Annotated in this window: 18 protein-coding genes and 3 tRNA genes; 6 read left to right on the top strand and 15 right to left on the bottom strand. The window is 65.0% G+C overall.

Features of this window, described 5'->3' with window-relative positions:
• Window positions 1-92 precede the first annotated feature (92 nt).
• Window positions 93-575, top strand: a complete 483-nt coding sequence (locus tag C7411_RS31825) for a phage protein NinX family protein (RefSeq protein ID WP_110388024.1) — start codon at window positions 93-95, stop codon at window positions 573-575.
• A gap of 89 nt (window positions 576-664) precedes the next feature.
• On the opposite strand, the gene C7411_RS31820 is transcribed toward C7411_RS31825, so the two are convergent.
• Window positions 665-741: transfer RNA gene (locus C7411_RS31820), tRNA-Arg, on the bottom strand.
• Window positions 742-826: 85 nt separating this feature from the next.
• A tRNA-Arg gene (locus C7411_RS31815) sits at window positions 827-903 on the bottom strand.
• 150 nt (window positions 904-1053) lie between these two features.
• On the opposite strand from C7411_RS31815, the gene greB reads away from it, so the two are divergent.
• Window positions 1054-1617 (top strand): transcription elongation factor GreB, encoded by a 564-nt coding sequence (greB, locus tag C7411_RS31810; protein ID WP_110388023.1) that lies wholly within the window; start codon window positions 1054-1056, stop codon window positions 1615-1617.
• Between the two features lie 81 nt (window positions 1618-1698).
• On the opposite strand, the gene C7411_RS31805 is transcribed toward greB, so the two are convergent.
• Complete coding sequence (locus tag C7411_RS31805; RefSeq protein WP_110388022.1) at window positions 1699-2865, bottom strand: porin; 1167 nt, start codon at window positions 2863-2865, stop codon at window positions 1699-1701.
• 570 nt (window positions 2866-3435) lie between these two features.
• Complete coding sequence (locus tag C7411_RS38490) at window positions 3436-3636, bottom strand: hypothetical protein (RefSeq protein WP_110388058.1); 201 nt, start codon at window positions 3634-3636, stop codon at window positions 3436-3438.
• Window positions 3637-4049: 413 nt separating this feature from the next.
• Between C7411_RS38490 and C7411_RS31795 the strand changes: the two genes are divergently transcribed.
• Window positions 4050-4253, top strand: coding sequence for a cold-shock protein (locus C7411_RS31795; protein WP_028205165.1), 204 nt, complete (start codon window positions 4050-4052; stop codon window positions 4251-4253).
• Between the two features lie 274 nt (window positions 4254-4527).
• Window positions 4528-5694: an exonuclease domain-containing protein gene (locus tag C7411_RS31790; protein ID WP_110388021.1), complete on the top strand. Its 1167-nt coding sequence runs from the start codon at window positions 4528-4530 to the stop codon at window positions 5692-5694.
• Window positions 5695-5703: 9 nt separating this feature from the next.
• Here C7411_RS31790 and C7411_RS31785 read toward each other — a convergent pair whose 3' ends face one another.
• The 3 genes from C7411_RS31785 to C7411_RS31780 all read right to left on the bottom strand — a co-directional run bounded on the left by C7411_RS31785 (window position 5704) and on the right by C7411_RS31780 (window position 8369).
• Entirely contained in the window at window positions 5704-6294 is a 591-nt protein-coding gene (locus tag C7411_RS31785) for a chorismate mutase (protein WP_110388020.1), read from the bottom strand.
• A gap of 250 nt (window positions 6295-6544) precedes the next feature.
• On the bottom strand, window positions 6545-6694 hold the full coding sequence (locus tag C7411_RS37690; RefSeq protein ID WP_028226747.1) for a hypothetical protein: 150 nt from the start codon (window positions 6692-6694) through the stop codon (window positions 6545-6547).
• Between the two features lie 556 nt (window positions 6695-7250).
• Window positions 7251-8369, bottom strand: a complete 1119-nt coding sequence (locus C7411_RS31780; RefSeq protein WP_110388019.1) for an aldo/keto reductase — start codon at window positions 8367-8369, stop codon at window positions 7251-7253.
• Between the two features lie 117 nt (window positions 8370-8486).
• On the opposite strand from C7411_RS31780, the gene C7411_RS31775 reads away from it, so the two are divergent.
• Window positions 8487-9455, top strand: a complete 969-nt coding sequence (locus C7411_RS31775) for a LysR family transcriptional regulator (RefSeq protein WP_181431400.1) — start codon at window positions 8487-8489, stop codon at window positions 9453-9455.
• 123 nt (window positions 9456-9578) lie between these two features.
• On the opposite strand, the gene C7411_RS31770 is transcribed toward C7411_RS31775, so the two are convergent.
• From C7411_RS31770 to pepN, 3 genes are all read right to left on the bottom strand, one after another.
• Window positions 9579-9654: transfer RNA gene (locus C7411_RS31770), tRNA-Thr, on the bottom strand.
• Between the two features lie 66 nt (window positions 9655-9720).
• The gene (locus C7411_RS31765; protein ID WP_110388018.1) at window positions 9721-10737 is read right to left on the bottom strand and encodes a class 1 fructose-bisphosphatase; all 1017 of its coding nucleotides are present in this window, start codon (window positions 10735-10737) and stop codon (window positions 9721-9723) included.
• Between the two features lie 264 nt (window positions 10738-11001).
• Entirely contained in the window at window positions 11002-13692 is a 2691-nt protein-coding gene (gene pepN, locus C7411_RS31760) for an aminopeptidase N (protein WP_110388017.1), read from the bottom strand.
• A 352-nt stretch (window positions 13693-14044) separates the two neighbouring features.
• Between pepN and C7411_RS31755 the strand changes: the two genes are divergently transcribed.
• Window positions 14045-14743: a DUF4136 domain-containing protein gene (locus C7411_RS31755; protein ID WP_110388057.1), complete on the top strand. Its 699-nt coding sequence runs from the start codon at window positions 14045-14047 to the stop codon at window positions 14741-14743.
• Window positions 14744-14800: 57 nt separating this feature from the next.
• Here C7411_RS31755 and guaD read toward each other — a convergent pair whose 3' ends face one another.
• From guaD to xdhA, 5 genes are all read right to left on the bottom strand, one after another.
• A complete protein-coding gene (guaD, locus tag C7411_RS31750; protein ID WP_110388016.1) occupies window positions 14801-16108 on the bottom strand; it encodes a guanine deaminase in 1308 nt (435 codons plus the stop codon).
• 202 nt (window positions 16109-16310) lie between these two features.
• Entirely contained in the window at window positions 16311-17372 is a 1062-nt protein-coding gene (locus C7411_RS31745; RefSeq protein WP_110388015.1) for an adenosine deaminase, read from the bottom strand.
• A 40-nt stretch (window positions 17373-17412) separates the two neighbouring features.
• Window positions 17413-18471 (bottom strand): xanthine dehydrogenase accessory protein XdhC, encoded by a 1059-nt coding sequence (gene xdhC, locus C7411_RS31740; protein WP_110388014.1) that lies wholly within the window; start codon window positions 18469-18471, stop codon window positions 17413-17415.
• Window positions 18472-18589: 118 nt separating this feature from the next.
• Entirely contained in the window at window positions 18590-20941 is a 2352-nt protein-coding gene (gene xdhB, locus C7411_RS31735) for a xanthine dehydrogenase molybdopterin binding subunit (RefSeq protein ID WP_373682724.1), read from the bottom strand.
• 23 nt (window positions 20942-20964) lie between these two features.
• The gene (gene xdhA / locus C7411_RS31730) at window positions 20965-22521 is read right to left on the bottom strand and encodes a xanthine dehydrogenase small subunit (RefSeq protein ID WP_110388012.1); all 1557 of its coding nucleotides are present in this window, start codon (window positions 22519-22521) and stop codon (window positions 20965-20967) included.
• Window positions 22522-22634: the final 113 nt, after the last annotated feature.

Here is a 22634-nt window from a genome sequence, read left to right as displayed (position 1 = left end):
TGTTTTCTTATCGGCCGCGCCTTCGCGGCAGCGCTGACCGCGCTTGCCGGTCACGTCGCCATCTTCCTTCGAACCGAAACGAGGGACTCGCAATGAACGTAGCTGAACTGACCGGCCTCGCACTCGACTACTGGGTGGCGCGCAGCCTGCCGGACTTCGTGCGCGAAATCTATTTCACCGACAGTGGTGAGACGGTTGCCGTGCGCGGCAACGACCGTGGGCGTGCGTGGGACGGCCGCTTCATGCCCACCGATTCGTGGGAGGCGGCCGGCGTGGTGCTCGACCGCGCGAGGCGCGTCGAGCTGCGCGAAGGCGAACCGGCCTCCTGCGTGGCCGAGTTCGAGGGGGAATCAGTGGCAGTCGTGGAGGCCTACGGAGAAACCACCCGCGAAGCGTTGCTGCGGGCGTTCGTCGCGAGCCGCTTCGGCAAGACGGTAGGGGAGATGCTGCGGCAGCCTCAGGCGTTGCTGGGCATGGGCATGGAGCCTGTGGCGGAGCCCAGTGCGATTGGCGACGTGGAGGACTTGCCGCGTCCCGATGCCCAGATCGGCGACATCGGCACGCCGCCGCGCTAGGATTTCGCTTTGCGCGAGACGCCAGGCGCACTCAATTCTGCAGCTGAAAAGACAAAGGGCCTTTCCATTTGGAAAGGCCCTTCAATGGGTGGCGCGGCTGGCAGGATTCGAACCCACGACCCCTTGGTTCGTAGCCAAGTACTCTATCCAACTGAGCTACAGCCGCACGCTAAAACGATACAACCTGGTACTACAGGATACTGCTGAAACCCTTCCCGAATCATCTTCAGACGAGAAACGCTTCGAATAAGTGGCGCGGCTGGCAGGATTCGAACCCACGACCCCTTGGTTCGTAGCCAAGTACTCTATCCAACTGAGCTACAGCCGCACGCAGAAAAAAGATTATAGCAGAGCTTCGGAAAAAGGGAAGACCATTATCGCGATTTGTCTTGAGACGCGCTTCGTGTAACCTGACTGTAGTACGCGCTGGGATGCAGCGCGCCAGTCAAGTCAGGCACCACCACCGCAGCAAACCATCATGAACAAGGCCTTTGTCAAAGAATCGACCGACAACGACGACGACGATCTCGAAGCCGGTTACCCGGAGATTCCCGCTGGCACGAAGAACTACATTACGCCTGCCGGCTACGAACGCATGCGCAGCGAGTTGCTGCATCTGATCGACGAGGAGCGGCCGGAGGTAGTCAAGCTCGTTTCGTGGGCCGCCTCGAACGGCGACCGCTCCGAGAACGGCGATTACATTTACGGCAAACGGCGCCTGCGCGAAATCGACCGCCGCATCCGCTTTCTCACGAAGCGGCTGGATCTGGCGGAAGTCGTGGACAGCAGCCGGCAGGAGAGTGTCGACCAGGTGTTCTTCGGGGCGACCGTGGAGTACGGCACCGAAGATGGCGAATCGCATACGATCACGATCGTCGGCATCGACGAGGTCGATCTCGACCTCGGTCACGTGAGCTGGGTTTCGCCGGTTGCGCGCGCACTGCTGAAGGCGAAAATCGGCGACCAGGTGACGCTCTATACGCCTACGGGTCCGCAGCCCATCGATGTGCTCGATGTGAGCTATCCGCCGCGGCACGCCTGAGCCAGGGGCAGAAATGAAAAAAGGCACCCGAGGGTGCCTTTTTAGCTGCAGTGCTGGCCGAGGCGGCCAGCAGCATACGGCTTAGAAGCGGTGACGCATACCAACCGTCACAGCAACCTGGTCTTGCGTAGCCGAAGCCGACGTCAGGCCGTTGAGGTACGGTCCGATGTTCGCCGAGTTCGACGAGACGTGCTGCCAGTTGCCCTGGAGGTACACATCGGTGCGCTTCGACAGAGCGTAGTCCGACTGCAGGGAAACCGTGTTGTAGTTCGGGTTCACGCCGCCGCCGAAGTTCGTGCGCGTGTACGTGTACGCGCCGGCCAGGCTCAGTGCCGGGGTCAGAGCGTAACGAATGTTGCCTTCAAAGTTCTGGAAACGGACGCTGTTCCCGTGAAGATTGATGCCGTTGGCCGTACCCGACTGCGTGGGCGAGATGCCAATCGCGTTGCCCAGTTGCGTCTGCGTGTAGACGAAGCCTGCCGTTGCCGGGCCGAACGTGTAGTTCACGCCGCCGCCGAACGTGCTTTGGCGAGCTGCACCGAAGGTGTAATCGCCTGCTTGTGCGCCCGAGAACGTAGCCGCGTTGAACTGCTGGTTGTTGATGTCGTTGTTCGCGTGCAGGTAAGCAGCTGCAAAGTTCAGGCCGGCGTAGTTATACGTCGCGCCGAAGCTATAAGCACGGTTGTTCGCGAATTGGGTGCTGTTCGAGAACGAGTACGTACCGCCGAACTTGAAGCCAGCGTAGTTGACGCTCGAGTACTTGACCGTGTTGTTGAAACGAACCGAGTTGTTCAGGTTGTCGTTGTCGAACGGGTGAGCAGCGATCGTGCCGCCGTATTGCGTGCCGGTGTTCGACAGCGGTGCGAGGTAGTCGACGACGGAGTCGTACTGACGACCGAGGGTGACCGCGCCGTACTGGTCGCTGGCCAGACCCACGAACGCTTGACGGCCGAACATGCGGCCCTTTTGACCGAGGTTGCCGTTGTCGATGTTGAAACCGTTTTCCAACGTGAAGATGGCCTTCAGACCGCCACCGAGGTCTTCAGCACCGCGCAGGCCCCAACGGCTGCCGTTGATCGTGCCGCTCGTGGCTTGCCAGGCGCTGTGACCGCTCGTAGCGTTCACGCGCTGATTGTTCGAGTAGGTGATGCCTGCGTCGATCAGGCCGTACAGCGTAACGCTGCTTTGCGCGTGTGCAGCCGTTGCAAAAACGCCCGTCAGGGCGGCGACCATGAGAGTCTTTTTCATCTTTGTAAACTCCGAGAACAGAGGTGGGTTTCGTTGAACCCCGTTTGGGAAACCGTCCATGCGAAGCGCAGCGAGAGGCAAAGTTCGCGTGGTACGAATTGATCCGTCTGCGACAATCCGTCCGAGTCGGTTTCCAGACAGGCAGAGTGTAGAGAGGGTGCTCGAAGAGGGGGGATTCCGAATTTCGCAATAAAGTATTGCGCTATCGGAAATGATTATCTCGCTCGCCTCAAGCCCTGCTGGTAAAGGCTTTGAGCGGATTTCCGGGGAAGGAGGTAGAACTGTCAACCGCTCAAGCGTTGTGCAATCGCTACAACAATTGATTGCGAAAAACGGCCTAAAACGGTCTCAACTGATTATTGCGCCCCGCGTAACAGATGATTGTGCGCCATATGCTTAATCGTCAGACGTGGGTCCGGCTATACTTCAATCACTGCTTTCCGAAGCAGACTTTTTCGTTGACGAAAAAGATCTCCAAACCTTTGTCGGCGCGGCCTTTTCAGCCGCGCTTTTTTTTGCCCGTCTTCAGGCCAGGCGCGCCACCTGCACCGCTAGCGCTACCTGCAGCACTTACTGGGTGCCGGCTTGCGGCGGCTCAGGCTGCAGGCTCCAGTCTTCCATTACGTAGTGTCTTGCGTCCATAGGGGAACACAGCAGGTTGTGCCAGTGGTCCCCGTGCCATGTGCCATAGGTTTCGGCTTCTTCCGCCGTTGGCGTAATCCCGTCCGTTTGTACGAGCCAGTGAATCCATCGCCGCAGAGTTGTCAGCATGATGACCTCCGATGCCGCTAACAATATGAATCATGAATTGAATGTATTACTCGAACAACCGGGAGAAACACTTACGTTTGACACGGATTGTTACATTTCGGGAAAACTTCCCGGTAAAAATGACGCAAGCGAGATAATCGAGTAATAATGACGCGGCGCGATATATCGATCCGGTTCGCATACGATTTTCTTGCCGCTTTTTGATGTGCGCCGCTTTTATCGTTGAATCGGGATTGCTGTTATAAAAAATTCGCTTGACTGGCGATTGGCGTTCCCCGTATAACGGCAAGGCTGATTTTCGTTCTGCTGCAATTTCAAGACGTGGAATTCGCTGAAGTGGAACAGCGGGAATTGGCTGGATACGGCGTGAGGGTTATGACCCGCGTCATTAAAATCTCGAGGGAAACTGAAACATGGAAACCGGTATCGTCAAATGGTTCAATGATGCGAAGGGCTTTGGCTTCATCACGTCTGACGCCGGCGGCGACGATCTGTTCGCGCACTTCTCGGAAATCCGCGCCGACGGCTTCAAGTCGTTGAAGGAGAACCAGCGTGTGTCGTTCGACGTCAAGGTCGGTCCGAAGGGCAAGCAGGCAGCGAACATCCAGCCGCTGTAAGTACAGCGAGCGATCGCTGCGCGAACGCGCATGCGACACTAAGCCCCGGTCTAACCCCGGGGCTTTTTTATTTTTGACATATTGATATTTGGCCGAGTTTGCCGGTCGAGTTTTTTTGCCCGGAATTAATCGGGAAAACCCTGGGAATCTGCGATTTTCTGATTCGGGTTTTCACTAAAAGCCAAAGGTCACATGTACACTGCCGGCACCGTCGGCGGGTGCCGTCCAAACGGTGCATACTTGGGCCGTTTTCCATTTCCTCTGTCGTTTTCGCATGTTTGATTCCTCCTTGAGCGCCGCACAGCTGGCCGGCGACCTTCCCATCGTCTTCGTGGACCTCGAGACGACCGGCGGTTCGGTAGGCGAGCACCGCATTACCGAAGTTGGCGTTGTGGAGGTGGCGCAAGGACGGGTGACACGATGGAGCACCCTCGTCGATCCCGGTCAGCCTATCCCGCCCTTTATCCAGCAGCTCACCGGTATTACGGACCAGATGGTACGCGGCGCGCCGCGCTTCGCCGAGATCGCCGCGGAACTCCACGGGCGACTCGCCGGCAAGCTCTTCATCGCGCACAACGCGGCCTTCGACCGCGGCTTTCTGCGCGCGGAGTTCGAGCGTGCCGGTTATTCGTTCAACCCCGATGTGCTTTGCACCGTGCGCCTTTCGCGGGCGCTTTTTCCGGGTGAGAAGCGCCACGGGCTCGACGCGCTGGTCGAGCGCCACGCGCTCGTGCCGTCGGATCGCCATCGCGCGCTCGCCGATGCCGATCTGCTCTGGCAGTTCTGGCAACGCCTGCCCGCACTGGTGCCAGGGGACGCGCTGGCATCGCAGATCGAGCGCACGACGCGTCGCCACGTATTGGCTGGCGACATCACCGACGAACTGATCGAGACGGCGCCGGCAGGCCACGGCGTTTATGCGTTTTACGGCGAGAACGATGTTCCGCTCTATGTGGGGCGCAGCGTGCGGGTGCGCCAGCGTGTGCGCGCACATCTTTCGGGTGAGCGGCGCTCGTCGCGCGAACAACGGATGGCGCAGCAGGTCCGCCGCGTGGAGTGGCGTGCAACAGGCGGGGAGCTTGGTGCGCTTCTTGTCGAGGCGCAGTGGATCGCAAGGCTCAAGCCCTCGTTCAACCGCGTCCCGCGGGTATCGAAGCGCGACCCAGCCGACCTTGGAGCCGCGCCTTGGCCATTCGCCGGCGCAGTGGTCGTGCTCGAACAGGACTCGACGAATGACGCCGACGTTTATCACCTGATCGATCGCTGGTGCTATATGGGCGCCTTTCCGAGTACGGCCGAGGCGGAGGCGCTGGTGGACAGCAGCGCCGAGCGCGTGTTCGAGCTTTCGACCTGGCGCATTCTGCAAACACACTTCGAGCGCGGCCTGCGCGTGCAGGTGCTGCAGCCTTCCGAGGCCGACGGCCTCACGAGCGCGGCATAACAGCCGCGCTTAGGCGACCCCGCCCACGCCGCCCGATTCGCAGACGTGTTCGAGCGCCTGATTCATCGCATTCGCGCGGGCGGAGTCGTAACGCGTGAGCTCCTTCCAGTTCGCCACCGTTCTTGCGACGCGCGCCGGGCAATCCGGCGCGCCGCGCAGCGGTTGCACGCGCGCGAGCGCGCCGATCAGTTCTCCGGTGAGTCTGTCGAGTTGCGGCCGCGTCGCCGTGGCGAGATCCGGCGCGGGGTCGCTGGGTGCCTGGGAGGCACGCCACGTGTCGAACAGCGACTTCTGCACCTGCGTGCTGGCGTCGATCTGGTCGCGGAAGAACGCGCGCGCAAACGCGGGATCGACGCCGGTTGCCGTGGCGCGCTTCTGCACGTCGGCGAGCAGGGCGTCTTCGCGGGGCGTATCGGTGATGGGCTTGTGATGCTGCCATTTCCAGCGCGCGACCGGCTCGGCGAGCGCCAGCCGCTGCGAAACGAGCGCGACGAGGTTGGTCAGGGCGGTGTCGTCACCATCGGCATGGACGGATGCGATCGGCAGCGCGAAGAGCAGCGCAGCAGCGCAACGCGCGCTCGCGCGGGTCAGCAATGTCATCGAGTGGAAGAAGCCGGCAATAAAAACCGAAGCATAGCCGGTTATGGTGCCCTTGCGTTTAACGGCGCTGAGGTCGAATCGAGATGGTCGAAGCGAGGCGCGCCCGCGATCGAGCGCACCGGGTACTAGCCGCTACGACGCAACATTGCGCACGCAGCATGCCACGCGCGTTCCTCGGCTACGCGTGTCGATATGCACACGAACACCTGCAGCGTGTGAACCCGCGAGCGCGTAGGTGTGCACTTCCCCGTCACTTCTGTTCGTGTGCCTTGCGTTGCTCGTCGAGAAATGCCCGCACGTGAGCGGGCAATTCGTCGCCGAGAAACTCGACGGCCACCGGTTCCGGATCCGGGCTGAAGACTTTGTCCGGGGTCGGAATCCTTGGCGGTTTGGCATCCATGATCTTTCTCCTATGTAAGCCGATTATCCGGCTCGTCACTTCTACTGCGCTAGTCCCGCTTACCGTAACAGTGCTTTTCTCGCACGCGTGTTGCTTTCTTCGCACAGCGATACAAGGGATTAACGGCGCAGGAATATAATTGTTGGAATGTTCTTCGCACTGTTGCATGCTGCGTGAATCGCGCACGTTCGACCTTTGTCCCGGATTTCCCGCGCAGCGCATGCTGCAGTCGTACAACGCCTCAATCGCTGTTCCCCCTGGGCTCTGGGAAGCGCGTTCGCCCAGTCTTGGCGCGTCCGTGTTGCGCGACACGCAAGCTCGGCCGGTACCTGCGGCTTCAGCTTCAGCGTGCACCCGCCGTTCGTCTACAACGGTCGATTATGCTTAGCCGTTGACGTCGAAACGTTAATAAGAATTAAAACTATGTAAGCGTCCGTTTCTATCCGATTGGGGGATTAATACTTTGTTGCCCGGCATTTGGCCGCGATTTAATGACCGAACGTACGTAAATAGCCGCGCATTCGGGCGCGGCGTATGGATGCGCTCCGATAATTCGTTACGTTTGTGCCTCCGGTGGCGCCGGCACGCGCTGGACGTGAGCATGGTTCGCGGGCGTCGCGCGCACTTCCACCTGACCGTGTATGCGTGACTGGTGGCCGTCCGCGAACATGTAGTACGGAAACGGGTGGGCGGGCTCGGAGGCCGCGTCCAGACGCGCGATCAGTTCAGGGGCGAGCATGAAGTCGAGCGCGCCCAGCGACTCTTCGAGTTGCGCGGCCCTGGTTGCGCCCACGATGATGCTCGCCACGCCGCGCTTCTGATACAGCCAGTTCAACGCAACCTGGGCCATGGGCCGATTGGCCTCGTGCGCGACCCGCTCGAGCTCGGCGACGATCGCGAAGTTACGCGCCGAGAGCTTGTCGAAACCGGGCGGCGGCTTTGCGCCCACCGTCTGCAAGCGGCCCGCACCGCTCACGCCTTCGCCTGCCTGCGACGGCCGATATTTTCCCGACAGCACGCCCATGCCGAGTGGACTCCACGGCACGAGCCCCATGCCGAGTTGCGTCGCGAGATCGGCGAATTCGTGTTCCGCGTTGCGCTCGATCAGAGAGTATTCGAGCTGCATGGCCGCTACCGGCTCGAAGCCGCGCCAGTCGGCCAGCGTCTGCGCGCGGCCCGCGTACCACGCGGGCACGTCGGAGAGACCCACGTAGCGGATCTTGCCCGCGCGCACGGCGTCGTCCATGGCGCGCATCACCTCGTCGACGGGCGTCATGCGGTCCCACGTGTGCAGGTAATAGAGATCGATGTAATCGGTGCCGAGGCGCTTGAGCGAGCCGTCGAGCGCACGCAGCAGGTTCTTGCGATGGTTGCCGCCGGCGTTCGGATTGCCCGCTTGTGCGTTGTAGGAATACTTGGTGGCGATGACGAGCCGCTCGCGCAGACCGCGCGCTGCCGCGAAGCGCCCCACCCAGGTTTCGCTCGTACCTTCTGTATAGAGGTCGGCGGTGTCGATGAAATTGCCGCCTGCGTCGACATAGAGGTCGAAGAGTCGCTGTGCGGTGGCTTCGTCGGCGCCCCAGCCCCATTCGGTGCCGAACGTCATTGTGCCTAGGGCGATGGGGCTGACGCGCAGGCCTGAGCGGCCGAGCAGGGTGTAGCTATCGAGCTTCATGGCGATTTCCTCAAAGAGTGAGTGGTGAACGCAAGCTCATCTTGCGCCTTTCCTTTTTGTGGAAAAATCGGGTTCACCTGAAAGCACTGTGAAGTCAGGCTTCACAATGAGGACAACATGGGCACGGTTTCCAATCAGGCGTTCGCGTCGGCCGCCGCGTCGGGGCTGGCGGGACGCCTGCCCGCACTGCTTGCGGTGGCTGCTGTCGCGCGCCATGGCAGCTTCACGCGTGCGGCGTCTGCCGCGGGCTGCTCGACTTCGGCGCTTTCGCAAACCGTGCGGGCACTCGAAGCGCAACTCGGCGTGCGGCTCTTCAATCGCACGACGCGCCGGGTTGCGCTGACCGAGGCGGGTGCGCAGTTTCTCGCGCATGTGCAGCCCGCGCTCTTGCAGATCGAGGCGGCGTTCGATGCGCTCGACGCCTCGCGCGACGCACCGGCCGGCACGCTGCGCATCAACCTGCCGCGCGTGGCGAGCGAGTTGCTCGTCATGCCGCACCTTGCGGAATTCATGACGCGCTATCCGCAGATCAAGCTCGAGCTCGCGCTCGACGACGGTTTCGCCGATCTGGTCGGCGACGGTTTCGATGCGGGCATCCGCCTGGGCGAATCGGTTGCGCCCGGCATGGTGGCGGTGCCGATCGGCGGGCCGATTCGTATCGTCGTGGTGGGTTCGCCGGCGTACTTCGAGCGCAACGCGCGGCCCGTCACCCCCGACGACCTCGCCGCGCATGACTGCCTGCACTATCGCTTCGCGACGGGCGGCGTCTATCGCTGGGAGTTCGCGCAGCCGGACGAACCTCGGCGCGTATTCGACGTGATCACCGAGGGCCGCTTCGTGACGAACGATCTGCGTACGATGGTGCGCGCCGCGGAGCAGGGCGTGGGTCTTCTGCACGTGATCGAGGATTACGTGCGTACACAGCTGGAGGAAGGCCGGCTCGTGCCGGTGCTCGAGCCGTGGGGCGCGTCGTTTCCAGGGTTCTATTTGTATACGGCCGGGCGCGCGCCGTTGCCGCCCAAGCTGCGCGCGTTCATCGACTTTCTGCGCGAGAAGCGTGAAGGCGTCCAGGCTCGCGTCGCGTGAGCGGGGCGATGATGGGACCGAAAGGGTTCGCGAGACGCTGGATAGCCCTGCGCACGCAGGGCCGTGCGCCGACGGCACAAAGCAAAAAGCCCAGTCCGAAGACTGGGCTTTTTGCTTGAATCCTGGTGCCGGAAAGAGGAATCGAACCCCCGACCTTCGCATTACGAATGCGCTGCTCTACCGTCTGAGCTATTCCGGCGTGCATCAGAGAAGAAAGATTATAGGAAAGTGCCGCGAATTATGCAAGCCGTTTCCTCATCTTTTTTCATTTTTTCGCTTCGCGGTGATATCGCGTGACGCGCTCGACCTCGTTCTTCGAGCCGAGGAAGACGGCTACGCGCTCGTGCAGGCTCTTCGGCTGGATGTCGAGAATGCGCTCTTCGCCGTTGGTCGCCATGCCGCCCGCCTGTTCGACGATGAGCGACATCGGGTTCGCTTCGTACATCAGCCGCAGTTTGCCGGGCTTCGACGGGTCGCGCTTGTCGGCCGGGTACATGAAGATGCCGCCGCGGTTCAGAATGCGGTGCACGTCCGCGACCATCGATGCGATCCAGCGCATGTTGAAGTTATCGCCGCGCGCGCCGTCCTTGCCGGCGTTCAGCTCGCCGATGTACTTCTGCACCGGCTCGTACCAGTGGCGTGCGTTCGATGCATTGATCGCGTATTCGCGAGTGTCTTCCGGAATGCGCATGTTGCTTTGCGTAAGCACCCACGAGCCCAGTTCGCGGTCGAGCGTGAAGCAGTTCACGCCGTGGCCGGTCGTGAGCACGAGCACCGTTTGCGGGCCGTACACGGCGTAGCCTGCGGCGACCTGTTTCGTGCCGGGCTGCAGGAACGACTCCTCGGTTGCCTGCTGGCCGTCCGGGCAGCGCAGCACCGAAAAGATCGTGCCGATCGACACGTTCACGTCGATGTTCGACGAGCCGTCGAGCGGGTCGAACACGAGCAGGTATTCGCCCTTCGGATAGTTGGCCGGGATCGGGAAGAACGTTTCCATCTCCTCCGAGGCCATCGCGGCGAGGTTGCCGCCCCATTCGTTGGCGTCGAGCAGGATTTCGTTCGAGAGGATGTCGAGGTTCTTCTGCACTTCGCCCTGGACGTTCTCGCTGCCGGCCGTGCCGAGGGCGTCACCGAGCGCGCCCTTGCTGACGTTGAAGCTGATCGCCTTGCACGCGCGCGCGACGACTTCGATCAGAAGACGCAGGTCGGCGGGCAGGTTGCGGTGCTGGCGCTGCTGCTCGATCAGGTACTTGGTGAGGGTGGTGCGACGTTGCAAAGCCATTGCAGTACTCCGGATACGCTTGGGAATAGCGCAATTCTACCCGCTCGACTGTGACCTCCCGCCGCACAGCCGCGCAAAATAAAGCGCCGGGCCCCCCGGGCTTGCTGGAGCGGCTTCTCGCGCCGTGACGGGATGCTTCGCGCCGCCAAAATTAATCGCCAAAAAATGCGCAAAAAAAACCGGCGCGAAGGCCGGTTCGTGGGTCGCCGCGCGGCGCGACTCAGGCGCCGCGCGTTGTGTGTCGACCAGTGCACTTTCGTCTGATCAAGCCAGCGCCTTTTCGACGATCTCGCGCACGTCGCGCGACCTGGCTTCGGCGGCGACGCGCTCCAGCGCCGCGCGCATCGCGTCACGCAGCGCGGGCGTGAAGCGGCGCCACAGTTCGAGATTGCGCGCGAGGCGCGCCGCGACCTGCGGATTGAGCGCGTCGAGCGCGATCACCTGGTCGGCCCAGAACGCGTAGCCGGAGCCGTCGGCGGCGTGGAACTGCGCGGGGTTCGCGGCGCAGAAGCTGAAGATCAGCGAGCGCGCGCGGTTCGGGTTCTTGATGTTGAACGCCGGGTGACCCATGAGCGCGCGCACCGTCTCGATGGTCGGGCGTTGTGCCGTGCCCCGCTGCGTGGCCTGCAGCGCGAACCACTTGTCGATCACGAGCGGTTCCTTCTCGAAGCGCACGTAGAAGTCTTCGAGTGCGCGGCGCGCGACGTCCCCGCCCGTCGCCGCCTGCACGTTCAGCAGCGCGGACAGCGCCGCCGAACGGTCGGTCATGTTGTTCGCGGCGTCGTATTGGGCCGTGGCGAGTCGCACCGCTTGCGCGGCATCGTCGAGTTCCGAGAGATACGAGAGCGCGAGGTTCTTCAACCCGCGGTGTCCGGCCGCCTCGGGCGTCGGCTCGTATGCGCCCGGCGTGACATTGCGCTCATAGGCCGCGAGCCATTCGCCTCGCAGCGCCGTTGCCAGCTGCTTGCGCACGAACTGGCGCGCGGCATGCACGGCAGCCGGATCGGATTCGGTCATCTGCTCGGCGAGATACGTTTCCGAAGGCAGCATGAGCGCAAGCTCGCGGAACGACGGCGAGAGCGATTCGTCGGTCAGCACGCGGCGGAACGCATCGACGAGCGCGGTGTTGATTTCGAGCGGCTGGCCCGCCGCCGAGCGAGCGGCAAGCGCGAGCAACTCGCGCGTGGCGAGGCGCTGGCCCGCTTCCCAGCGGTTGAACGCGTCGCTGTCGTGCGCGAGCAGGAACGCGAGTTCGTCGTTGCCGTAGTCGTAGTCGACGATGACAGGCGCCGAGAAGTTGCGCAGCAGCGAGGGCAGGGGCTTGACCATCACATCGGCGAACGTGAAGGTCTGCTGCGTGTCGGTCAGCTCCAGCACGCGCGTCGTGCCGTGCGCGGCGGCTTCGCCTTCGAGGCGCAGCGGCAGGTCCGCGCCGTCCGGGCCGATCAGGCCGATCGCAAACGGAATGTGCAGCGGGCCCTTTTGCGTTTCGCGCGCGGCGGGCGCGCCGTTGGCGTAGCCTTGCGTGAGCGTCACGCTGTAGCAGCGCGTGCCTTCGTCGTAGCTCGTGCTCACGGCGACGCGCGGCGTGCCCGCCTGGCTGTACCAGCGCTCGAACTGAGCGAGGTCGCGGCCATTGGCGTCGGCCATCGCGTGGCGGAAGTCGTCGCAGGTCACGGCCTGGCCGTCGTGGCGCTGGAAGTACAGGTCCATGCCTTTGCGGAAACCGTCGCGTCCGAGCAGCGTTTGATACATCCGCACGACTTCCGCGCCTTTTTCGTAGACGGTCATCGTGTAGAAGTTATTGATCTCGACATAGCTCTCGGGGCGCACCGGGTGCGCCATCGGGCCTGCGTCTTCGGCGAACTGCATCTGGCGCAGCACGCGCACGTCCTCGATACGCTTGGTCGCGCGCGCGGCTTCGTTCTCGTCGCCGCCCGACATCGCCGCCGAGAACTCCTGGTCGCGGAACACCGTGAGGCCTTCCTTCAGGCTCAGCTGGAACCAGTCGCGGCAGGTCACGCGGTTGCCGGTCCAGTTATGGAAGTACTCGTGGCCGACCACGGCCTCGATGTTCGCGAAATCGACATCGGTGGCCGTTTCGGGGTTCGCGAGCACGTACTTCGTATTGAAGATGTTGAGCCCCTTGTTCTCCATCGCGCCCATGTTGAAGTCGCTCACGGCGACGATCATGAAGCGGTCGAGATCGAGCTCGAGGCCAAAGCGCTGCTCGTCCCAGCGGATCGAGTGAATGAGCGAGTCCATGGCGTGGCGCGTCTTGTCGAGATCGTGTGGCTCGACCCAGACCTGCAGCAGCTTCTCCTTGCCCGAACCGCTGCGGATGCGTTCTTCCAGCGCCACGAGCTTGCCCGCCACGAGCGCGAACAGATAGCTCGGCTTGCGGAACGGGTCTTCCCATTTCGCATAGTGACGGCCATCGGGCAGTTCCCCTTCGGCGATCAGGTTGCCGTTCGAAAGCAGCACCGGGTAGGCGATCTTGTCTGCGCGCAGCGTGACCGTGTAGGTCGCCATGACGTCGGGGCGGTCGAGGAACCAGGTGATACGGCGAAAACCTTCGGCCTCGCATTGCGTGAAGAAGTTGCCGCTCGACACGTAAAGGCCCGAGAGCGTGGTGTTGGCTTCGGGCGCGCACGCGCCGGTGAGCGTGAGCGTGAAGGCTTCGGGCACGTTCTCGATCGTGAGCCCGTGTTCGTGCGCGCGCACATTCGCGTAAGGCTTGCCGTCGATCGCCGCGCCGAGGAATTCGAGCTGCTCGCCCATCAGTTCGAGATGCGTGGCGGGTTGCGCCTCGGGATTGCGACGCACGCGCAGCGTGCTCTTGACGATTGTGCGCTCGGGCACGAGGTCGAATTCGAGGTCGACGGTATCGATCAGAAACGCGGGCGGCGCGTAGTCTTCGCGGCGGATCACGGTGGGCGTGGCGGTATCGGACATGGTCTGGATAGGGGCGTGTCGGATCGGTGTGGATCGCTCGGTGTTGATCGAATGGGCCGGCCGCGGCGGCGTGTGCGCCCGTCGGGCGCTGCCAGCCGTCGCGGGAGCGCGGCGGATCGCCCCATTGTACAAAGGCTCGGGCCGCTTTGTCCGTCGGGGCCCGGCCTCCGAACTTTCGCGCCGCGCCACGAGTCAGTATGATCAGGCCCTGCCGCACGGCAAGCGGAGCGCAAAACAAGACACGACCGGCGCGGAATGCGCACGGAATAAGCGCGGTGCGAAGATCGTATCGGAGAGAGCGGCCCCCACGGCTGCGCTTTTCCAACTGAAGCAACCCTGCTACGAGAAGACCATGATGCACGACAGATGGACCCGCCGCGCCCTCCTGATGCTGGCGGCGCTCGCCCTCACGCTTTCCGGCTGCACGACGTACGTGACGAGCCAGGTGACCGCCTTTTCCGCGTGGGAAGGAGGCAGCGACGCCGCGCGCACCTTCGCGTTCACACGCAGCCCCGAGCAGAACCAGAGCATCGAGCAGAGCACCTACGAGCAGTTCGTCGCCAACGGGCTCGCCATGCACGCGTTTCACCTCGTGGCCGAGCCGCACGCGCGCTATCTGGTGGGTCTCGCTTACGGCAGCCGCACCGACACGGTGACGGTCGCGCAGCCCGTGTTCTACAACCCCTGGCCAGGTCCGTACTGGGGGCCGTGGAACCCGTGGGGCGCGTGGGGGCCGTATCAGCCTGCCTACGTGAACCAGAGCTATCCGGTGTATTCGCATGCGCTCGGCATTCGCATCACGGAAAAGGCAAGCGGCAAGGAGGTCTATAACGTGCAGGCGCGCACCTCGGGCGACGATCCTTCGCTCGTGCGCGTGATGCCTTTTCTCGTGCAGAGCGCGCTCGGCAATTTCCCGCTGGCCAACGGCACGGTCACGGAGGTCAGGATCCCGGTCGGCAAGAGCGGTGGCGCGCCGAACGAGACAGCCGCGGCCCCGGCGGGTGCGGGGCAGGGCGGTGCGGCCGCGACGGGGAGCGCGCCGGCGAAATAGGCGCGTATCGTCGCGCAGTGAGCGGTTCACGCGGCCCGCGAACCGCCGGACGCGGTATCAGCGGCGCGCGCCGTCGCGGCTGTGCACGCGTTCGCCTGCCGCGTAGGTCTCGAACACGGCGCGGTCGTCGCCGAGCAGGGCGAGCGCGAACAGCAATTCCTCAAGCGTCCCCGCGCGCGCCGTGCGCCGCGCGAGCAGCGGCGTGGCCTGCGCATCGAGCACGACGAAGTCCGCTTCGCTGCCGGGCGCGAGCGTGCCGATCCTGTCGGCGAGATCGAGCGCCTGCGCCGCGCCCGCTGTCGCGAGCCAGAACATGCGCGTGGCCGTGAGGTGGTGGCCGCCCATGCGCGCGACCTTGTGCGCCTCGTTCATCGTTTGCAGCATGGAGAACGAGGTGCCGCCGCCCACGTCGGTCGCAAGCGTCACGGGCATCGACGATTCGGCCGCCTTGTCGAAGTCGAACAAGCCGCTGCCGAGGAACAGGTTCGAGGTCGGGCAGTGCGCGGCGACCGTGCCCGTATGCGCCATGCGACGGCGGTCTTCGTCGTCGAGCCAGATGCAGTGGCCATAGACCGCCCGCTTCCGCAGGAGTCCGTAGTGATCGTACACGTCGAGGTAGCTGCGATGGCCGGGGAACAGTTCCTTGACCCACTTCACTTCGTCCGGGTTCTCGGCCACGTGGCTCTGGATGAAGATGTCGCCATGCGCCTTCGCGAGCGCGCCGCACGCTTCGAGCTGCGCCTCGGTCGAAGTGGGCGCGAAGCGCGGCGTGAGCGCGTACATCTGGCGCCCGCGGTTGTGCCAGCGCTCGATCAGCTCGGCGCTGTCGTCGTAGCCCGTTTGCGGCGTGTCGCGCAGGAACTCGGGGCAATGGCGGTCCATCAGCACCTTGCCCGCGACCATGCGCAGGTTCTTCGCTTCGCTCGCGGTAAAGAGCGCGTCGGCGGACTGCTTGTGCACCGTGCAGTACACGAGCGCCGTGGTCGTGCCGCAGGCGAGCAGCTCGTCGACGAAAAAGCGCGCCGTGTCCCGCGCCACCGCTTCGTTTTCGAAGCCGCGCTCGGTCGGGAAGGTGTACGTGTTCAGCCACGGCAGCAGACCCGGCGCGGGCGAGGCGATCATGTCCGTCTGCGGATAGTGGACGTGCGTGTCGATGAAGCCCGGCACGATCAGCTTGTCGCGCAGATTGTGGACCGTGGCGCTTTCACCGACGCGCGACTTGAGCGCGGACCACGCGCCCGAGGCGACCACGTGGCCGTCTTCGACGATCACGACGCCGTCTTCGTCAAAGACAGCGGCGTCGGACGATTGCGCAGGGTCGCCGGTGAACGTCAACAGTTTTGCGCGGTAAGCCGATTGAGTCATGGGAACTTCGTCTCCGATAAATTCAGGTATTCGTCCAATGCATGCCCCGCATGACGCGTGCCGCTCCTGAAAGCGCGGCACGAAGGGCGCGAGCGGGCTCTCGGTCCGGCGCTCGCGCGCTGGACCGGATGCGTGTGACAGCCCGGGCTGGGGCCTGCTGTGCGGACGAGTCCGCGTTTTAGTCTGCGCCTGAGTTCACGCCTTAAGCCGTTGCGCGATTCCAGCTCGCGTCGAGCTTCGCAATCAGCGCGGCGCGCTCATCGGGCGTCACGAACGAAGCCTCGAAGCCGTTGCGCAGGATCGTGTACACCTCGTGGTCGTCGAGCTCGAGCGCCTCGATGATGGCGCGGTAGTTCTCGTTGACGTAGCCGCCGAAGTAGGCCGGATCGTCGGAATTGACGGTCACTGCGACGCCCTTGTCGAGCAACGCCTTGAGCGTGTGCTGCGTCATGTCGTCGAACACGCACAGCTTGGTGTTCGAGAGCGGGCACACCGTGAGCGCCACGCGCGTGTCGGCCAGACGCGTGACGAGCGCCGCGTCTTCGATGCTGCGCACGCCGTGATCGACGCGATCGACCTTGAGCAGGTCGAGCGCTTCGTAGATGTAGGAGGGCGGGCCTTCTTCGCCCGCGTGCGCGACGAGCTTCAGCCCCATTGCCCGCGCTTTCTCGAACACGCGCTCGAATTTCGAAGGCGGATGGCCGCGCTCGGAGGAGTCGAGGCCCACGCCGATCAGGCGCGCATGGCGCGCGAAGAGCGGGCGCGCGGCTTCAAAGGTGGCGAGCGCATCGGCTTCGCTCAGGTGGCGCAGGAAGCACAGGATCAGCTTGCTCGTGAGGCCGCGCTTTTCGGCGTCGGCAAGCGCACGGTCGATGCCCGCGACCACGGTTTCGATCGGCACGCCGCGTTCGGTATGCGTTTGCGGATCGAAGAAGATTTCGGTGTGCACGACGTTGTCGGCGAGCGCGCGCTCGCAGTACGCCATCGTCATGTCGTAGAAGTCCTGCTCCGAGAGCAGCACGCTCGCGCCCGCGTAGTAGATGTCGAGGAACGACTGCAGGTCGGTGAACGCGTAGGCGGCGCGCAGCGCGTCGATCGAGTCGTAGGCGAGCTTCACGTCGTTGCGCTGGGCGAGCGCGAAGATCAGCTCGGGTTCGAGCGAGCCTTCGATATGGATGTGCAGCTCGGCCTTCGGCGCATTGGCGGCCTTGTCGACGAGTGCCTTTGCGTTGGCGGCGGTGTGGGCGGTGGTCGTGATCGTCATGTTCGGTTCGATTGGCTTACGGGTTCTTCGGTGTTCGGCATCACGCGGAATGGGGCGAGGGGGCATGCGCCGCGCTCGCCGGCTTCGCCGCTTCGATCGCCTGCAGCAGTTGCGCGGCGGCCGAGACGGCGATGACTTCGGGCGACTTGTCGACGATACCGTCCACGCCGAGCGGGCAGTTCATGCGCGCGATCTGCATGGGATCGATGCCGCGCGCGGCGAGCCGGTGCTCGAACTGCTTGCGCTTCGTGTGCGAGCCGATCATGCCGAAAAACACGAAGTCGCCGCGGCGCAGGATGCGTTCGGCGAGATCGAGGTCGCGCGAATGGTCGTGCGTCATCACGATGAAGCTCGTGCCGGGCGGGGCGGTGTCGACGGCTTCGTCCGGCGCGTCGTTGGCGTCGATCGCCACGTTGGGCGCGTTCAGCAATGCGAACGCCTCGGGAGCCGGAAACGCCGCGTCGCGCTCGTCGACCCACAGTACGCGGCAGGGCAGCGTGCCGAGCACGCGCACGAGCGCCGCGCCCACATGGCCCGCGCCGAACAGCACGACGGGAAAATCGTTCGGCGCGATGGTTTCGGTGAGGAGCAGCGCGCCGCCCGTTTCCCACAGCAGGCAGTCGGGCGCTTCCACGCCCGGTTCCGGCTCGGAAAGCATGGCCGGATCGGCTGCGCTGCCGACGCCTTCCGGGCTCCCGTTCCGCAAGGAGCGGAATGATACGCTACGCACGGTCGACGCGCCTGCCGCGAGGCGGCGCGCGAGCGTGGCGAGCCAGCCGAGGTCGGCCACGTCGAGGCGCTCGAACGCGAGCACCACGGCGCCGCCGCAGCACTGGCCGAGGCTCGGCCCGAGTGCGAGACGCTCGAGGCGCCGCGCGTGCGGCGTGCGCATGCCGTCGCGCAGCACCTGGCGCGCGATTTCGATGGCCTTCCATTCGAGATGGCCGCCGCCAATGGTGTGGCGGGCCGCTTCGCGCGTGACGATCATCTTCGTGCCGGCCTCGCGCGGCGCCGATCCCTCGACGCGCGCAACGGTGACCAGCACGGCGGCGTCGCCGTGCGCGAGCAGTTGCTGCAGATCGGAAAGCCAGGGTTGCATCTGGCGCTTCTCCCTACGGGGCGGCACGTACCTGCCTGTGTCGCCGGTTAATCTTCGTGGCTTCGCGCGGGCGGCGCTTCGCGCTTGGAGTGGGCGAGGCGCCTGCAGGTTCGCGCGGTCAGTCCGTTTTGCGGCTGTTTGCCCGCAGCGCGTCCAGCGCATCGAGAATCGCTTCAGGCGTCGCGGCCGCACGCAGCGGCGCGGCCTCGCGCGCCTCGGGCACCGCGGCGCCCACGGCGTCGCGAATCGCGAGAAACACCGAGAACGGCAACAGCAGGGGCGGTTCGCCCACGGCCTTCGAGCGGAACACCGTCGGTTCGACGTTGTCGTTGCCGCCGCTGCGATAGAGCCTCACGTTGAACGCCTCTGGCGTGTCGCTCACCGCCGGAATCTTGTAGGTCGAAGGCGCATGCGTCATGAGCCGCCCGTCGCGGTTCCACCAGAGTTCCTCGGTGGTGAGCCAGCCCATGCCCTGGATGAAGCCGCCTTCCACCTGGCCGAGATCGATGGCCGGATTGATCGACTGGCCCGCGTCGTGCAGCACATCGGCGCGCACGAGCTTCCATTCGCCCGTGAGCGTATCGACGATCACTTCGGACACGGCCGCGCCATAGGCGAAGTAGTAGAACGGATGACCGGTGAGCGTGCGCGCGTCCCAATGCACTTTGGGCGTGGCGTAGAAGCCGTCGGACCACAGTTGCACGCGCTTCATGTACGCGAGTTCGACGAGTTCGCCAAAGGCAATCGCCTTGCCGTTCGCTCGCACGTGGCCGGCTTCGAACGCGACGTCTTCGGCCGCGCCGCCGTATTGTGCGGCCGCGAAAGCCGCGAGACGCGCGCGGATCGTGAGCGCTGCATCCTCGGCGGCCTTGCCGTTGAGGTCGCTGCCCGTGGAGGCGGCCGTGGCCGAAGTATTGGCGACCTTCGAGGTATCGGCGGCGCTCACGCGCACGCGTGCGAGCGGCAATCCGAGCGTGCCCGCCACGACCTGCGCGACCTTGGTGTTGAGCCCCTGGCCCATTTCGGTGCCGCCGTGGTTCACGAGCACCGAGCCGTCGCGGTACACATGGACGAGCGCGCCCGCCTGGTTCAGATGCGGCACGTTGAACGAGATGCCGAACTTGACCGGCGTGAGCGCCAGGCCGCGCTTGAGCACGGGGCTCGTGCGGTTGTACGCGGCGATGGCCGCGCGACGCTCGTGATAGCGGCTCGACGCGAGCAGTTCGTCGGTGAGCGGCGCGAGCACGTTGTCCTCCACGCGCTGGCCGTACGGCGTGACGTCGCGCTCGCCGATGCCGTAGTAGTTCGCGCGCCGCACATCGAGCGGATCGCGGCCCAGCGCCCGGGCGATTTCGTCGAGCATCACCTCCATCACGAGCGCGCCCTGCGGGCCGCCGAAGCCGCGAAACGCGGTGTTCGACTGCGTGTTCGTCTTGCAGCAGAGCGCGACGATTTCGACGTCCGGCAGAAAGTAGGCGTTGTCGAAATGGCATACCGCGCGCGTGGCGACGGCGCCCGACAGATCGGCGGAGTAGCCCGCGCGCAGCGCGATCTCCACGCGCGCGCCAAGGAGCCGTCCTTCGTCGTCGTAGCCCGCCTCATACGTGTAGCGCGCATCGTGGCGCTTGCCGGTGATCATGAAGTCGTCGTCGCGATCCGCGCGCAGCTTCACGGGCCGCTGCAGCGTGTGCGCCGCGAGCGCGGCGATGCACGCGAACAGCGCCGACTGCGATTCCTTGCCGCCGAAACCGCCGCCCATGCGCCGGCATTCGCAGGCGACGCGATGCGCGGGCCAGCCGAGCAGATGCGCGACGACCTGCTGCATTTCGCTCGGGTGCTGCGTCGAGCTGTAGACGAGCATGCCCGTTTGCTCTTGCGGGAGCGCGTAGGCCACCTGGCCTTCGAGATAGAACTGTTCCTGGCCGCCCACGGCAAACGTGCCCGCCAGGCGATGCGGCGCCGCGGCGAGCGCAGCATCGGGCGCGCCGCGCACGAGCCGCAGCGGCGGCAGCACGTAGTGCCGGCGCGTGCGCGCCTCCTCGATGCTCAGAACAGGCTCGAGCGGCGCGTAGCGAACGACGTCTTCGCTCGCGGCGAGCGCCGCGGCGCGTCGCGCGAGTTCGTGGCTCGTGGCGATCACCGCGAACACGGGCTGCCCGAGATAGTGCACGACCTCGCTCGCGAGCACCGGGTCGTCGTGCACGACCGGGCCGCAGTCGTTCTCGCCGGGGATGTCGGCGGCCGTCAGCACCGCAAGCACGCCCGGCGCCGAGCGCACGCGTTCGAGATCCAGCGCGACGATGCGCGCGTGCGCATGGCGCGCCAGGCCGAGCGCCGCGTGCACGGTGCCGTGCAGTTCGGGGATGTCGTCGGTGTAGCGCGCCTCGCCGCTGACGTGCGCGTCGGCGGATTCGTGCGGCAGCGCTGCGCCGAGCGCGCGCTCGTGCAAGGTCTCTGGCGGCTGGCGCATGACGAGCGCTTCGGCTTGATCGTTCATGGCGCGACTCCGGCGGCTGCGCAGCCCTGGCCATCGTCGTCATCTTCGGCGAAAGCGAACGCGTTGACGTCGCACAACGCGAGCGGGGCCTCGTCGCGCGTTTCGAGCCAGCAGCGCCACAGCAGATTGCGCGCGACCTTCAGCCGATAGGCGCCGCTCGCGCGCATGTCCGTGAGCGGCCGATAGTCGGTGGCGAGCGCATCCATCGCGTGCAGTGCGCCCGTCTCGTCCCAACGCGCGCCGGCGAGCGCGGCTTCGGCAAGCGCGGCGCGCTGCGGGATCGCGGCCATGCCGCCGTAGGCAATACGCGCGCTCGCGAGTGTGCCGTCCTCGCGCACGTCGAGCGCAAACGCGGCGCACACTGCCGAGATGTCCTGGTCGTAGCGCTTCGACACCTTGTAGGTGCGAAAGCGCAGTGTCGGCGCGGGGCGCGGCACGCGGACCGCCTCGACGAATTCGCCCGCTTCGAGCGCGTTCTTCTGGTAGCCCGTGTAGAAGGCCTCGAGCGGCAGTGTGCGCACGCGCGCCGCACGGCGCAGCACGAGCGTGGCGTCGAGCGCGAGCAGCGCGGGCATCGAGTCGCCGATCGGCGAGCCGTTCGCGACGTTGCCGCCGAGCGTGCCCGCGTTGCGAATGGGCAGCGAGGCGAAGCGCGCCCACAGTTCCGCGAGTTCGGGGTAATCGGCGGCGAGTGCGGCGTAGGCCTCTTCGAGCGGGACGGCCGCGCCGATCGTGAGCGTCTGGGCGTCGCGCGAAACGGTCGTCAGTTCCGCCACGTTGCCGGTATAGATGAGGTCGCCGAGGTCGCGGAACTGCTTCGTGACCCACAGGCCGATGTCGGTGCCGCCCGCTAGCACGCGCGCGTCAGGATGCGCGGCACGCAGCGCCGCGAAGGCGGCGAGCGTGCGCGGCGCGTAGAACGTGCTTTCGCCGTGCGCGGCGCCTCGCACGTCGGGGCCGCGATATTCGAAGGTGCCGGTGCGCTGCAGCGCGCGCAAATGCGCCTCGACGCCAGCGCGATCGAGCGACACGCGCGCATGGCAGGTTTCGTCGAACATGCGCAGCGCCGCTTCGATGATCGGCCGGTAGCCGGTGCAGCGGCACAGGTTGCCCGAGAGCGCCTCGTTGATTTCCTCGCGGCTCGGCAGGCCCGCGCCGGCAGGCTGGTTCTCGTAGAGCGCCCACAACGACATGACGAAGCCCGGCGTGCAGAAGCCGCACTGCGAGCCGTGGCAATCGACCATCGCCTGCTGGACCGGGTGCAGTGCGCCGTCCGGCTGGCGCAGGTCTTCGACGGTGTAGAGCGCGCGGCCGTCCAGGGTCGGCAGGAACTGGATGCAGGCGTTGATGGCCTTCAGCGCGAGACGGCCTTGGCCGTCGAGTTCGCCCACGACGACCGTACACGCGCCGCAGTCGCCCTCCGCGCAGCCTTCCTTGGTGCCGCAGGCATGCAGGTCCTCGCGCAGGTGCTGAAGCACCGTGCGCGTGGGAGGCAGATCGCGCACTTCGTGCACGGCGCCTCGGTGGAGGAAGCGGATGGTTTGCGTTGTCATGGTGAACCCGGGGACATTGCGGATCAGGCGCGCGTTACGAGAGGGGCGCGCCAACACCGGCCTCGCGCACGTAGATCGCCATCCAGTTCCGAAGATAGCACCGCTTGCCGCAG

Source organism: Paraburkholderia silvatlantica (genome assembly GCF_003096715.1).
Lineage (GTDB): Bacteria > Pseudomonadota > Gammaproteobacteria > Burkholderiales > Burkholderiaceae > Paraburkholderia > Paraburkholderia silvatlantica.
Note: the sequence above shows the minus strand (reverse complement) of the source record. Positions and strands in the feature narration are given on the sequence as shown.